Annotated in this window: 13 protein-coding genes; 8 read left to right on the forward strand and 5 right to left on the reverse strand. The window is 36.0% G+C overall.

Annotation, left to right across the window (positions count from 1 at the left end; all coding sequences use genetic code 11):
• Positions 1–35: 35 nt before the first annotated feature.
• Positions 36–2,138 carry a protein-disulfide reductase DsbD family protein gene (locus CIK00_RS05835; RefSeq protein ID WP_101767975.1) on the reverse strand — a complete coding sequence of 701 codons (2,103 nt, stop codon included), beginning with the start codon at positions 2,136–2,138 and terminating at the stop codon, positions 36–38.
• A gap of 268 nt (positions 2,139–2,406) precedes the next feature.
• Positions 2,407–2,958: a hypothetical protein gene (locus tag CIK00_RS05840; RefSeq protein WP_101767976.1), complete on the reverse strand. Its 552-nt coding sequence runs from the start codon at positions 2,956–2,958 to the stop codon at positions 2,407–2,409.
• Positions 2,959–3,480: 522 nt separating this feature from the next.
• Between CIK00_RS05840 and CIK00_RS05845 the strand changes: the two genes are divergently transcribed.
• Together CIK00_RS05845 and rimK are read left to right on the forward strand one after the other, a co-directional pair.
• Complete coding sequence (locus CIK00_RS05845) at positions 3,481–3,945, forward strand: ATP-dependent zinc protease family protein (RefSeq protein ID WP_101767977.1); 465 nt, start codon at positions 3,481–3,483, stop codon at positions 3,943–3,945.
• A gap of 5 nt (positions 3,946–3,950) precedes the next feature.
• Complete coding sequence (gene rimK / locus CIK00_RS05850) at positions 3,951–4,853, forward strand: 30S ribosomal protein S6--L-glutamate ligase (RefSeq protein WP_101767978.1); 903 nt, start codon at positions 3,951–3,953, stop codon at positions 4,851–4,853.
• A gap of 73 nt (positions 4,854–4,926) precedes the next feature.
• Here rimK and CIK00_RS05855 read toward each other — a convergent pair whose 3' ends face one another.
• Positions 4,927–6,456 (reverse strand): phospholipase D family protein, encoded by a 1,530-nt coding sequence (locus CIK00_RS05855; RefSeq protein ID WP_101768019.1) that lies wholly within the window; start codon positions 6,454–6,456, stop codon positions 4,927–4,929.
• A gap of 211 nt (positions 6,457–6,667) precedes the next feature.
• A complete protein-coding gene (locus tag CIK00_RS05860) occupies positions 6,668–7,738 on the reverse strand; it encodes a Preprotein translocase subunit SecY (RefSeq protein ID WP_101767979.1) in 1,071 nt (356 codons plus the stop codon).
• A gap of 392 nt (positions 7,739–8,130) precedes the next feature.
• Here CIK00_RS05860 and CIK00_RS05865 point away from each other — a divergent pair, with 392 nt between their 5' ends.
• Both CIK00_RS05865 and ansB read left to right on the forward strand, forming a co-directional pair.
• Positions 8,131–8,379, forward strand: coding sequence for a hypothetical protein (locus tag CIK00_RS05865; protein ID WP_101767980.1), 249 nt, complete (start codon positions 8,131–8,133; stop codon positions 8,377–8,379).
• Between the two features lie 176 nt (positions 8,380–8,555).
• Positions 8,556–9,620: an L-asparaginase 2 gene (gene ansB / locus CIK00_RS05870; RefSeq protein WP_101767981.1), complete on the forward strand. Its 1,065-nt coding sequence runs from the start codon at positions 8,556–8,558 to the stop codon at positions 9,618–9,620.
• Between the two features lie 79 nt (positions 9,621–9,699).
• Here the strand turns inward: ansB and CIK00_RS05875 are convergent, their stop codons facing one another.
• Positions 9,700–10,479: a thioredoxin domain-containing protein gene (locus CIK00_RS05875; RefSeq protein ID WP_101767982.1), complete on the reverse strand. Its 780-nt coding sequence runs from the start codon at positions 10,477–10,479 to the stop codon at positions 9,700–9,702.
• 285 nt (positions 10,480–10,764) lie between these two features.
• Here CIK00_RS05875 and aphA point away from each other — a divergent pair, with 285 nt between their 5' ends.
• The 4 genes from aphA to CIK00_RS05895 all read left to right on the forward strand — a co-directional run bounded on the left by aphA (position 10,765) and on the right by CIK00_RS05895 (position 13,721).
• Positions 10,765–11,484 carry an acid phosphatase AphA gene (gene aphA / locus CIK00_RS05880; protein ID WP_101768020.1) on the forward strand — a complete coding sequence of 240 codons (720 nt, stop codon included), beginning with the start codon at positions 10,765–10,767 and terminating at the stop codon, positions 11,482–11,484.
• Positions 11,485–11,704: 220 nt separating this feature from the next.
• Complete coding sequence (gene arfB / locus CIK00_RS05885) at positions 11,705–12,118, forward strand: alternative ribosome rescue aminoacyl-tRNA hydrolase ArfB (protein ID WP_101767983.1); 414 nt, start codon at positions 11,705–11,707, stop codon at positions 12,116–12,118.
• Positions 12,119–12,302: 184 nt separating this feature from the next.
• Positions 12,303–12,737, forward strand: coding sequence for a hypothetical protein (locus CIK00_RS05890; RefSeq protein ID WP_101767984.1), 435 nt, complete (start codon positions 12,303–12,305; stop codon positions 12,735–12,737).
• Positions 12,738–12,833: 96 nt separating this feature from the next.
• Entirely contained in the window at positions 12,834–13,721 is an 888-nt protein-coding gene (locus tag CIK00_RS05895) for an aspartoacylase (protein WP_101767985.1), read from the forward strand.
• Positions 13,722–13,808 lie beyond the last annotated feature (87 nt).

Consider the following 13,808-nt stretch of genomic DNA (forward strand, 5'->3'; position numbering starts at 1 on the left):
GTTGAAAGTGTAAGAGTATAGCTGGGTATTTATTCTTATTTACCCGCCTTCTTTAAGGCGTCAAGAACACTATCACTTGATAAAATAACCGGTAACTCAATACCTTTTGGTGCATTAGGACCGTAAACGATATTAAAAGGCACACCAAAACGGCCATGAGATTGCAGAAAGCCTGTGACGTAATCTGATGGTTTAGTCCAATCACCTCGCATCAAGACGATATTTTTATTATCCAGTGCTGAATATACTGGCTCTTGTAAAATCACCCCGATTTTATTGGCTTTACAAGTAATACACCATTGTGCTGTTACATCAACAAAAACCGTTTTACCTTGTGCGACTTCGGTAGCAATTTGGGCGGTATCTAATGGGATCCAGTGGTGATCTGCGGGTAGTGGGGTTGCCCATTTATTAGCTGTTAAGCTACCTGTAAATAAACTTGCACCAGCGCCAAGTAACATTACTGCTAACGTAATAATAACGATCTTACGTCCTTTCTTACGGCCTAATAACCATAAGATAGCCGCTAAGATAACGGCACCTAACCCCCATACGACAGTGGCATTAAAGAAGCTGGTCATCAAGCTTAGTAACCATACTGATGTTGCTAGCATCATTAAGCCAAATAGCGTTTTAACGCGATCCATCCAGATGCCAGGTTTTGGCATTAATGTTGCTAATTGTGGAAAAAGTGCAATTAATAACCATGGTGCTGCCATTCCGAGAGCAAGTGCTGTGAAGATAGCAAATAAGGTCACCAAATCTGCACCTAGAGCAAACGCTACAGCTGTTCCTAAGAAAGGAGCGCTACAAGGTGTTGCTAGTAATGTTGCAAACATACCTTGAATAAAATGCCCTAAATGAGAACTATCACCTTTAGTGGCTAGCCATGTATTGGTATTACTTGAAAGACGAATTTCAAATAATCCCAGCATATTTGCGCCAAATAACACCGTGATAGCAATCATTGCGCTTATAAACCATGGATTTTGAAATTGAATTCCCCACCCAAGAGCTTGACCTGATAACTTCATTACGGTTAAAAAAGCAGCTAATAACCAAAATGAAACAATGATCCCAGCTGCTGATGCTAAAAATTGGGTGCGGATTTGACGACGAGCCAGTCCTTGAGCTGAAGTAATACTGCTTAATTTCATTCCTAATACAGGTAAAACACAAGGCATAATATTAAGAATAAGACCACCAATTAAGGCTAATCCAATAATTTTTAGTAAATTACTATTAGTATTTGGAATATTAACGGGTGTATCAGTCGCTTTTGCTGTTATTTCAACTGCAAGATCATGATCACCAATAGTGATATGAAGGGGTTGTTCTATAAGTTTTGGCGTTCCAAACCAACTAGTTACAGGCAGAGTGGCATAAAGTGTATTACCTTTAATGGTTGTGGTTGGTTTTAAAAACGAAGTATCTTTAGCCGCTTGTGTATCACCATCAATAATTACGTCGGGTTGTTGCCATCCAGTGGTATTGGTTGCAACAACGGTTACTTTTTTTTCTGCTTTATTATAAGAAATTGTATTTAAAGTAACCGTGGGTGATGATTTTGGTACTTGGCTTTCGCCTTTATTATACAGAAACATGGCTTCTGTAGATGGCAGTAATTTGCTAGGGAGAAAATCAAATGAAAGTTCGTAATCGGTTAAGACACAAATACTCGTACATGATGACATGGTTAATTTACCAGAGAGAAATACTGGTTTGTTCATGTCATTTATATGTATAGAAAGTGGAAATATAACATCATGCTTATAGCCCAGTGTTTCAACGCCTAAAAACTCATAACGTTTTGGTAATGGCCATTGCCAATCAACTTTAGTGATATTAGATGACATATCCCAATTGATACTTGGAGCGACGCCACCTTCACCCGGTGATCGCCAGTAGGTTTTCCAATCAGCCGCAAGTTTAACTTCTAATAAACCTTGAACGGTATGCTTGGCAAGGTCTTGTTGACCGGTGAGCATTAGCCTAACTTCAATAGGAGGATGTTGAGGGTTGGTAACCCAACCCGTACTGTATTGTGGTGTTGCTGCTGCTATTGATGAAAAGGTAATGCCAAATAACGTCGTTAGTAAGGCAAAGGTTAAATAGAAATATAGGTATAACTTTTTCAATCTAGAGCTCCAAATAAACAACGTGTAATGTTGACAAAGATGGCAATTTTTCGTTGTTCGATATTTAATTCTTTGTGTTGATTTAAGTATTATCTGTGCTGAAACGATGAATATTTACTGTGTTATACATGAGACCGACAATAAGCAAACTTTATTTCATTAAAGATAAATACACTCATATTGTCGGTAATTTATGAAGTTAGAACAAGTCAGTTGTGTAGTAAAGACAGCGGTTAATGTCATTTTTAAGTTATAACATATAGCGTGACTATACTTTTCTGAACAGTTGCTTGATACGAGTGCTGAATTTAACGGTATTGTAGTTTTTCCCTAAATAGTATGATTGCATAAACTCGCATCTAAGTGATTCTACGTTAGTATTAATCTGTGTTGATGGCGCTGTATTTTCATTACTAATAAGAGCAATACTTTGAATTTTAGCTTGTTCATTGCTGTAACTGTAATCAATACCATATGCGCCTTGTACCATTAACCATAAGTGCGTTAAAGCCAAAAGATATTCTTGATCTTGATGAGTAAAGTTAGTTGCATAATTGTCACCAATAGTATGACTAAAAACAGCTTTCATTTTTATGGCTGCAATGTGTTGAGCTGACCATTGTTGTTGAGCTTGTTGATGATGCAAGGTCATAAAGCCAAGTAATAAATCGGACATTGTACTATTTGGACGTTGTTGACGAACATGATCAAAATGCGCTGATGATGATGTGATAAATTGATGCAGGTGTTGTGTGGTTGTTGTGTTGATGGGCAAGTCAGCCATGCCAAGTAATAATAATTGTTGTTTTAATTTTGACATGTTCATAAGTTCTTATTAATAAATGATGAAAGAGTAGCATGTTCGGAGATTGTAACTGAAGGATTAAATAGAGTGAGCGATTAGCTAGTTTTTATTGGAAATAAAATAATCAAATTTGGCTTTTTATTTACGGATTATTTGTTGCTATTGTAGTAAGAGAAAATAGAATTAGGATTCTAAGGATGTGTTGATGGCATCTGCCAGGATAAAAAAGGGATTAACTTATCGTAGTAGGTTGAAACATATTGCTTAACAACATGAATAAAACATCTTATATGGCGAAGATGTGGTAATATAAAGAACAATGATACTAAAAAACAATCATTTAATGGTGGTTTTATCATCGTTATTGGCACTATTTCAAGTCTACTCAGTGCACAGTTAGTTAATGATTTTCTTATTTATAGATAACAGTTTAATTAAAGTGCAGGCAGCTATTTATAATTAGATCCATTGATATCGATTATAGTTATTGCATTTTTGAGTATCTCAATTAGCTGTTTAGGAAGTTGGGTTATTGTAATGATTAATAAAGAAACAATTGTGAATAAAAATAATAAATTTGTTGTTGGTTGGCGCGAAGTCGCCACTTTACCTGATCTTGGTATCGATGATATTCATGTCAAAATTGACACTGGGGCTCGTAGCTCTTGTCTTCATACCTTTAAAATTGAAGAATTTACTCAAAATGATGAATTATGGGTGAAATTTTGGTTACATCCTATTAATAACAATACTGATATTGAACAGGTTTGTATGGCTAAAGTGGCCGACAAGCGTATTGTAAGAAACTCAGGTGGCGATGAACAATTACGTTACTTTATTGTTTCAACTATTGATTTTAATGGTCAACGATGGCCAATTGAAATATCGTTAACAAGCCGTGACAACATGGCATTTCGGATGTTGCTTGGACGAACATCTATGCATGGTCGTATCATTGTTGATCCAGAAGCCTCTTACCTCATTCAAAGCAAGGAAAAGTAATAGTAATGAAAATTGGTATATTATCTCGTAATCAGTCATTGTATTCAACGTCTCGCCTTATTGAAGCGGCAGAGCAACGTGGCCATGAAATCAAGGTGATTGATGCACTTCGTTGCTATATGAACATTAACTCGCAAAAACCATCGATTCACTTTAAAGGTGAAGATTTAGTGGATTTTGATGCGATTATCCCTCGTATCGGTGCATCAGTAACGTTTTACGGCACAGCAGTATTACGCCAATTTGAAATGATGGGTGTTTATACAGTTAACGAATCTGTTGCGATTAGTCGCTCGCGTGATAAATTGCGCTCAATGCAGTTGTTATCACGTAAATGTATCGGTATGCCAGTGACTGGTTTTGCTAGCAAACCTGATGATGTTAAAGATCTACTTGATATGGTAGGTGGCGCACCAGTAGTGATTAAGCTATTAGAAGGCACACAAGGTATTGGTGTCGTTCTTGCTGAAACTCGCAAAGCTGCTGAAAGTGTTATTGAAGCATTCATGGGCTTAAAAGCAAATATCATGGTGCAGGAATACATTAAAGAAGCCGGTGGTGCAGATATTCGTTGTTTTGTGATTGGTGATAAAGTGATCGCAGCAATGAAACGTCAAGGTGCAGAAGGTGAATTCCGTTCTAATCTCCACCGCGGCGGCAGTGCAGCATTGGTTAAGATCACTCCTGAAGAGCGTAAGACAGCTGTTGCTGCTGCGAAAATCATGGGATTAAGTGTTGCTGGTGTTGATTTACTGCGTTCAGAGCGTGGTCCACTAGTGATGGAAGTTAACTCATCACCAGGTCTTGAAGGTATCGAGAAAGCAACGGGTAAAGATATTGCCGGTATGATTATCGAATACATTGAAAAGCACGCATCTAAAAAAACAGCACTACGTAGCAAAGGCTAAGTAAGTACTGTTCTTTGTATTATAGAGCCCTTCATGGTGATATTCATGAAGGGCTTTTTTTATAAGTGATTTTCTATAGGTGCTTTTCTATCGGTAACGCACCTGCAAGCCATGCGCCCATTTTTAGCATCGTACTGCTATCAGGCTCAGAATCAAATTGCTTACCATTGATATCATCAGTCCAAACAATGTCATTATTGTTATCTAATGATAAACGATAAGCGCTTTTTTCTAGAAGACGATCTAAATCAGCATAAAAAATATCAGAAAAGGGTTTCGAATCAACAATGACACCCAATTCAGTATTGAGGTAGGCTGAGCGTGGGTCGAAATTAAAAGAGCCTACAAATACTTTTCTGTGATCAATAATAAACGTTTTAGCATGTAAGCTTGAACGAGAATTACCTAACCATGAATGCCTTTTCTTTATTTTAGGATCGGTTTTGATTTCATATAGCTTGATCCCATTCTCTAGCATTTCTTTGCGGTGTTTTGCATACCATCCATGTACGGCAAACACATCATTAGAAGCAAGTGAATTGGTGACTATTGTAATATTTAAGCCGCGTTTAGCTGCTTTTACGAGTTCTTTAACACCGACTTCTGTTGGTACAAAATACGGTGAAATTAATAAAAAATCCGTTTTAGCTTGGCTGATCATGGCGGATAAATGATGCAGCAATAAATCATCTTTGCTATTTTTTACTTTATAAGGCGTATCATAAATAAGCTCAGCATCAGCCCAATAAAATGGTAATGTTTGATTGGATAATTTTTTTGCTAATGGATGCTGTTTTAGTGAACGTGCATAATCTGATGTTAAATACTGTTTTTGTGCTTTTTTCCATTGCTGTAATTGATCGGCAGTTGGCAAATGAGCATCAGTAACTAACATTTCAATCGGTATGGCAGGTTTACTGTTCCAATATTCGTCAAATTGACGTGAAACCTGAGGAACGATTTTTCCCATCATTAATAAATCAAAGTCACCAAATTCAACGTTATTATTGGCAGAAAAATATTCATCACCAATATTGCGGCCACCAGTAATAGCAAAGACACCATCAGCAATGATCGACTTATTGTGCATACGACGATTTAAACGATCAAAATCAGTTAAAAAACTAAATGGTTTAAAACTACGATTACCAAAAGTATTAAATAAACGGACTTCTACGTTAGGATGTGCGGATAAGTCTGCTAATGCTTGATCATCACGATTTTGCATGTCATCTAACAGTAGACGAACTCGAACGCCCCGTTCTGCTGCTTGATATAAATACCAAGTCAGTAAATTACTGGTTGCGTCATCACGGTAGATATAATATTGCACGTCGACCGTTTTTTGGGCGCTTTCAATAATAGCTAAGCGTGCAAGTAGTGCAGCTTGACCATCACCTAAAGGGTAAAAAGCGGTCTTATTAGGATTAGCTTGAGTATACGGTAATACCTTTTGATACAAAGTGGTATTGAAGTTATCAACATTGCTATATGTTGCTGTTTTTACTGTTGATAACGGTTGTGCACAACCAATCAGCGTCAAGGTACTTACGGCGATAAATGAGTGGGTGCAGAGTTGCTTGAGACGACTAAAAGTAATCATTAGAAAACATGTTTCTGAAAAAAGTGTGGCGATTCTACCTGTATTTATAAATTTATGCTTGAGATAAATAAGTGAATAATTAATTTTAATCATAAGGCGTACCAATGGATTAAAATTAATCAGCTAGATGTCATTGTTGACACTTTTTGGGTGTAAAAAAGCCCAAAATAGCAGCACTATTTTGAGCTTAGTAAGAGGCTAAATTGAACGCTTAACTTGCTACTGTATTAACACCACGCCATTGATAATGGTTATTGGGTTTTTTACTCACAATACCTTGATCAAGTAGCTGATGAAAAATAGCATCAACTTCATCTGTTGTGAGCTTGAGTAATTGGCTTACTGCACGTTTACTACAGTTAACTTGATTTTTAGTGAGCGCTTCGATAGCTTGTTCATACGCTGTTTTTGGCGGCTCTGGCTCAATATCTTCAACAATAATTTCGTCATCACTGATGTCGGTAATAGATGATGTTCCAACAGCTGATGGATCAAAATGGGTTAATAACTGTGGTTGATCTTGGATGCTATAGCCATTAACTGATAATAATTGTTGACGCTTAAACTGATAACGGAAGCGATTTTCTTCACCAATTAAACCCACAAAAAATGCTGCAAAGAAATCGAGCAATACTGATAGGAAAATAACTAATCCCAACTGAGCCGCTTGATTGCTGACATTAAATGTTGTTGCAAGGCTATCAATTAGCCCAAGTACAGATCCTTGACCGACAATTGGTGTGGTATCGCGTTCTATTGCTATTTGTTGTTGTTGCTTGCGTAATTTTTCATTTGCTTTTTGAATGCGAGTGACACCAGAAGCAATTCGTTCCATCTGGATGTATTTTTTAGCGGCAACATTATTAAGATCAATTTGTTTTTCAATAGCTTGAATTTGCATATTAAACGCATTGATTTTACTCTGCTGTACATTAGCTTCACTGTACGCTTTATTGGTTGCGCTATTAATACCACCAACAGAGCCTCCAATCGAAATTGCGGCTAATACTGCATAAAACGTAAAGGCTGTAAATGTGCCACTGTAGTTACGTCGTGCTTTACGTTCCCCAACTTCGTACCATGCAAAGAATTTTCCCAATTCAAAAATGACAGCTAAGCCGCCAAAGAGAAATTTCATCAAGGGGTCATCATCAATAGATAAAAACAACAACAGTGAAAACACGATTGAAGCAAGAATAGCGGCGCCTGTGAAACTGTAAACGCTCCACATTGCAAAAATCCCTTTAGGGAAACGTACGGGTATATTTTGATTGAAATGCATAAAAATATCTAAGTAAGGAGCATTTGTTCAGCTGGTCGCATTATTGCGGCAAGCGCGTAAAAGACCCCTAGGATACAGTAAAATGCTTGTTAACCCTTTATAAAATGTAGCTCTCAATATCCTTGTGAGGTTAATTTGTTCATAATAATAACTATTGCTCAAATAACAACCCAAAATTGTAAATTTAAAAACCATTATTAATAATATCTAACATATAAATGATTATTTTGTTTAAAAAAATCGCTATAAAGTAATTAATCATATAAAAAAAGAGCTTATTTTTGGATCAATTTATCGGTTTCTAATGTGATAGCTATATTTGATCTAGATGGAAAACTTGAATGTTTTATGTCTACACTTAATGAATAATCGTTTTTATTAGGGGATGTTTTATGTTTTATGTAAGCCAACATCAACTTATTGACCAACAACAAAATATCAATGATATTGCCTTTTTTAGTCCTGAATTACCTAATGAAATGGTACTGCATTCAACATTTATTTATGTAGAAGACAGTTATTTTCAATGTTTTTGGGAAGCTAAAAATATAGAATTAGTACAACAATATATTCATACAGCAGTAGGGAGTGAGTGCATAACGGAGTGCTACGGTGTGGATCCTATGACAGCTATAGCATAAATTTGTTATTAATAAATCAGTTATAACATGTTGGTTCGCTGGTTCGAGGTCTATGTGTGTGACAATGGTCACTAATGTTATGTATAAATAGTGATACTCAGCGCAAAATAATATTCTATTAATAATATTATTAATACCATAAATAAATATTAACATTCTAACTTATGGTGTGACTGATGAATAAAAATCCTGTCTGTATTGCTATGCTTGTTGCTGGTTTGTGTATGAGTTCGTTAGCTGTCGCGGCTGACGATTTACCGAATATCAAAATTTTAGCAACAGGAGGAACCATTGCAGGGGCGGGCCAGTCAGCAACGGAGTCTGCTTACACCTCAGGTCAAGTAGGTATTGAATCATTAATTAAAGCTGTGCCGTCAATGACAAAAATTGCGGATGTCAGTGGTGAGCAAGTGGTTAATATTGGCTCGCAAGATATGAATGATCAAGTGTGGCTTACTTTATCTAAACGTATTAATGAGTTATTAGCCCAAGATGATGTTGATGGTGTTGTTGTCACTCATGGTACTGACACCATGGAAGAAACGGCTTATTTCCTTGATCTTACGATTAAAAGTGATAAACCTGTAGTCCTTGTTGGCTCGATGCGACCATCAACGGCGATGAGTGCTGATGGTCCTGTTAATTTATATAACGCTGTTGTGACGGCTGTTGATAAAGATTCAAAAGGGCGCGGAGTATTGGTCGCAATGAACGATACCGTGTTAGATGCGCGTGATGTAACAAAAACCAATACTACCGCGGTTGACACTTTCCGTTCACCTAACTTTGGTTCATTAGGCTATATCCATAATAGTGATGTTATTTATCAACGTGCGCCTGAGCGTCATCATACAACAGCAACACATTTTGATGTATCGAAGCTAACCACCTTACCAAAAGTAGGCATTGTTTATAATTACTCTAATGCGTCAGCGTTACCTGTAACTGCGTTAGTGAATGCTAAATTTGATGGTATTGTCAGTGCGGGTGTGGGTAACGGCAATATGTATAAAGCTATTTTTGATGAATTAGCTAAAGCAAGTAAAGAAGGAACGATGGTTGTGCGTAGTTCACGAGTTCCGACAGGCTCTACGACATTAGCGGCTGAAATTGATGATGCTAAATATGGTTTTGTTGCTGCCGGTACACTTAATCCACAAAAAGCCCGTATATTATTAATGCTATCGTTAACACAAACAAAGAACTATAAAGATGTACAAAAGATGTTTCAGTATTACTAAGCGTTATATTTAAATAACAACACAACAAGATATAATATTAACTCTTGTTGTGTTTTATCTTGTTATTTTAATGTAACTATTATTTAGTACTTGCTTGTAGATCGCTGATTGCTTTTTTAAGTGCTTCAGGATTATAGCCATTAATAATAGTAATGTTGTCTGTAGTAATGTTATTTGTTGGCATTACAATTAATGCAGGTGTGCCTTGGAAACCTAATTTACTAAATAACTCAAAATTATTCATAAAAGTATTATTTACATTAAATTTAGATACATCAATACCAATACTGGTCGCAATAGTATTAATATCTTTTTTAGTTAACTTACCTTCATCTTTACCTGTTGCGAATACGGCATTATGATATTTAGCGTATGTTGCACTGCCTTTTTGTTGGTAGATCCAATTACCCATATCAGCCGCATATTTTGATGCTTCCCAGCGTGATGCGAAAATAGGTGTTTCTTTAAAGATGAATTTTACATCTGGATTTTTTGCTTCTAATTGCTTAACAGTGTCGGCAATTTTAGAACAATACATGCATTGATAATCAAAGAATTCAATCACATTCACTTTTGCGTCTTTAGGACCAATGAATGGTGTAGTTTTGTCATTTATAAGTTGAGCCGCATTCGCAATGACGACTTTTTTAGCTTCAACTTGTTGAGCTTGCATTTGCTGTTGTTGTAATGTTTGAGAGGCTTTTACTAATACATCGGGATGATTAATAATATATTGGCTCGCAATTTGTTCAATTTTTGCTTTTTGTTGAGCCGTAAAATCCCCATTGCTGTTAGCTGTTGTTTCATTACAGCCGGTAAGTAATGCGCCTAGCATAATAGGTAGAAGTATTTTTTTCATCGTGTGATCAATCACTATAAATAATTAGGGGTTAATAATATTAGAGTAATAATAAAGTAAATTAGTTCAAAGTATTTCAGTACAATGTTAGTTTTTAATAATTAGAATATAATAATAAATATTATAGCCAATTGGTTTTTGATAAATAGCTGTTATTTTTTACGTCTATTTATCATGGATCTTATATTTCATATAAAATAGCAATATAATGTGATAACTATCACTTTATATATAAATGTGAATCGTTAGATTATCCATTCACTTTTTTTGATGATTTATTCTAAAATGAAAAAGACATTTACTGCGATTACTATTTCTTCTTTGCTTGCTTTGAGTCTTGTTTCTAGTTCTGTAATGGCTACGCCAAAAGTACCAGGTACTGAAACAGGATATAGCACAATTCAATTAACACAAATGGGACAACCTAAAAGTGTTGATTGGGTAACTGTAGATCAAATTGCTCAACAACTAAAAGGCAAACCACCGATGGCGGTAGGTTTTGATGTTGATGATACTGTATTATTTAGCTCTCCAGGTTTTTATCGTGGCAAACAAGTCTTTTCTCCAAACAATTTTAGCTATTTAAAAGATCAGAAATTCTGGGATAAAATAAATTGTGAGTGGGAAAAATTCAGTATTCCAAAACAAATTGGTAAAGAGTTAATTGCTATGCACCAAAAGCGTGGCGATGATATTTACTTTATTACTGGTCGCGATTCTTCAAAATGTGAGATCACCACGCAATATTTAAAAGATGTGTTTAACATTAAGCATATGAATAAAGTTATTTTTGCTGGTTCTAGTAAAACAACCAATACAAAAACACCGTACATAAAAGCTGAAAATATTAAAGTATATTACGGTGATTCTGATGGTGATATTACCGCTGCACGTGATGCGGGCGCTGTGGGTATTCGTATTATGCGTCCTGCTAACTCAACTAACCGTCCGATTGCTAAAAATGGTATCTACGGTGAAGAGGTTGTTGTTAACTCACAATACTAATTGCTATTGATACGCATAATATTTAGGTTTTATTAAGATAATAATTGCCTGATCTATTATAAAATAGATCAGGCATTTTTATATCTATATTTTGGTGAGTACAAGATAAAAAGTAGTCATAATATTATAAGTCGTTGTTTGTTTTGGTTGATGCTGATTACGGTATTGAGTGTGGTAGTATTAAGTAAATATAAAACAGCATTAAAAGAGGTAAATATCAATGCTAGTGATTTCTAATGCTGTGAGTTTAGCGGATTGGGAGATTGAATTAATTGCTATTCGAGCTCAAGGTGCAGGTGGACAAAATGTTAATAAAGTTTCGAGTGCTATTCATTTACGGTTTGATATTAATCGCTCATCTCTGCCTGAATTTTACAAAGAACGATTATTGAAATTATCAGATAGCCGTATAACTAAAGATGGTGTGATTGTTTTAAAATCTCAGCAGCACCGAACTCAAGAAATGAACCGCGAAGAAGCGTTATCACGTTTAAAGCAATTGATTCTAGGCGCGATGGTGATCCAAAAAGCACGTCGAGCGACGAAGCCAACTAAAGGGTCTAAAGTACGGCGGATGGATAAGAAAAATCAACGGGGTAAAACCAAACAATTGCGTGGCAAAGTCGATATGTAAATATAAATGTAAGGCTGAATTGTTGCTATACGTAACACCGCATATTTTATGTGACGTTAACTGCATAATCTCGTTTGTTGTTAGTAGTTGTTGTCACTATCTATTAATATCTTACAATATTATACGGTTGGTAAAATATACGTTACTAACAGCATTACATAGGCTAATAAGTTGGTGAACAAGGATGTTTGAAAAAAAGACGCTACAATTATTTTATCGTGAAACTGAACGTGTGCGCTTACTCGATATTGATCAATTACCCGTTTTAGGTGTTGAACTACAACCGATGATGAACCAATGGTTAGAGACTAAGCGTAATTTTCAACGTGATGAAATATATCAACAATACTGGATTAAGACCTGTAGTGCTGGTTATATTACTGAACTGCGTTTACATGCTGATGGCACTTTAGATGAATATACTTTATTTAATCGTCTACACACGCAAGGACATTGGCAATTAGTCGATGGTGTTATCGAGCTTGAAATTATCAAGGGTGATAATTGTTATCGTTGTGCCGTATATGCTAATCGCTACGTTAATATTCATTCTGCTATCGAATATAAAAATGATCGACTTCATTCCTATTTGAAATTGGCGCAAACCCGTCCAATTTAGTGATATATAATCACTTTTTCATCTAATAAACAGACTTCCCAAAGAGAGTAAAGTCAGTACACTGAAACTAATCACTGTATATATTAAGGCACAAGGATGAGTAAAATAAAAACAGTCGCGGTTGTAGGTGGTACTCATGGTAATGAATTTAGTGGTATTTACTTATTACGTAAATGGCAGCAACCAACAGCAGTAGTGCGAGATAGTTTTAGTATTGAAACTGTCTTTGCTAACCCTAAAGCTCACGATGACAATAAACGTTATGTTGACCATGATTTAAACCGCCAATTTAGTTTAATTGACTTAGCCAATAATGACTTGGCAAGTTATGAGCAGAGTCGCGCTAAAGTGATTAATCAACAGATTGGTCCTAAAGGCGATGCCCGCGTTGATTTTATTATCGATTTACACAATACCACCAGTAATATGGGGCCTTGTTTAATTCTATTGCAATCTGATAGCTTTAATCGTCAGATGGGGGCATACGTTAAAATGCAGATGCCTGATGCGGTGGTGGTATTTGAAGATCATACACCCGTTGAACAAAACCATTTTCTTAGTTCTATTGCACCACAGGGCGTTATTGTTGAAGTTGGACCGCAGCCACAATCGGTGATCCGCCAAGATATTCTTGATTGGATGGATGAGATGACAACCCATATTCTTGATTTTGTTCATCTGCATAATACCAATGAACTTATTCCTTTAATTCCAAGCTATGAAGCATTCCGCTACCATGAAACACTGTCATTGCCAGAAGATGAGCAAGGACAGCGTATCGGCATGGTACATCGCTCAGTGCAAGATAATGATTTTAAACCGCTACGTAATGGTGATCTAATCTTTACTTTGTTTGATGGCACAGAAGTGCATTGGCAAGGTGATTACGAGGCTTATCCTCATTTTATCAATGAAGCCGCTTATTATGATAATAATTTAGCGATGTCTTTGGCGAAGAAGATTGTGATGGAAACCAAGGGTTAATTTGTTTGGGTGATAGTCAATCAGTACGTACGATTATGGCTGTAATGGAAGATGGTTATAAAGTAGTAGCTAACTTTTAATTTGGTC

The organism is Photobacterium carnosum, assembly GCF_002849605.1.
In the GTDB taxonomy this organism is placed as follows: Bacteria; Pseudomonadota; Gammaproteobacteria; order Enterobacterales; family Vibrionaceae; genus Photobacterium; species Photobacterium carnosum.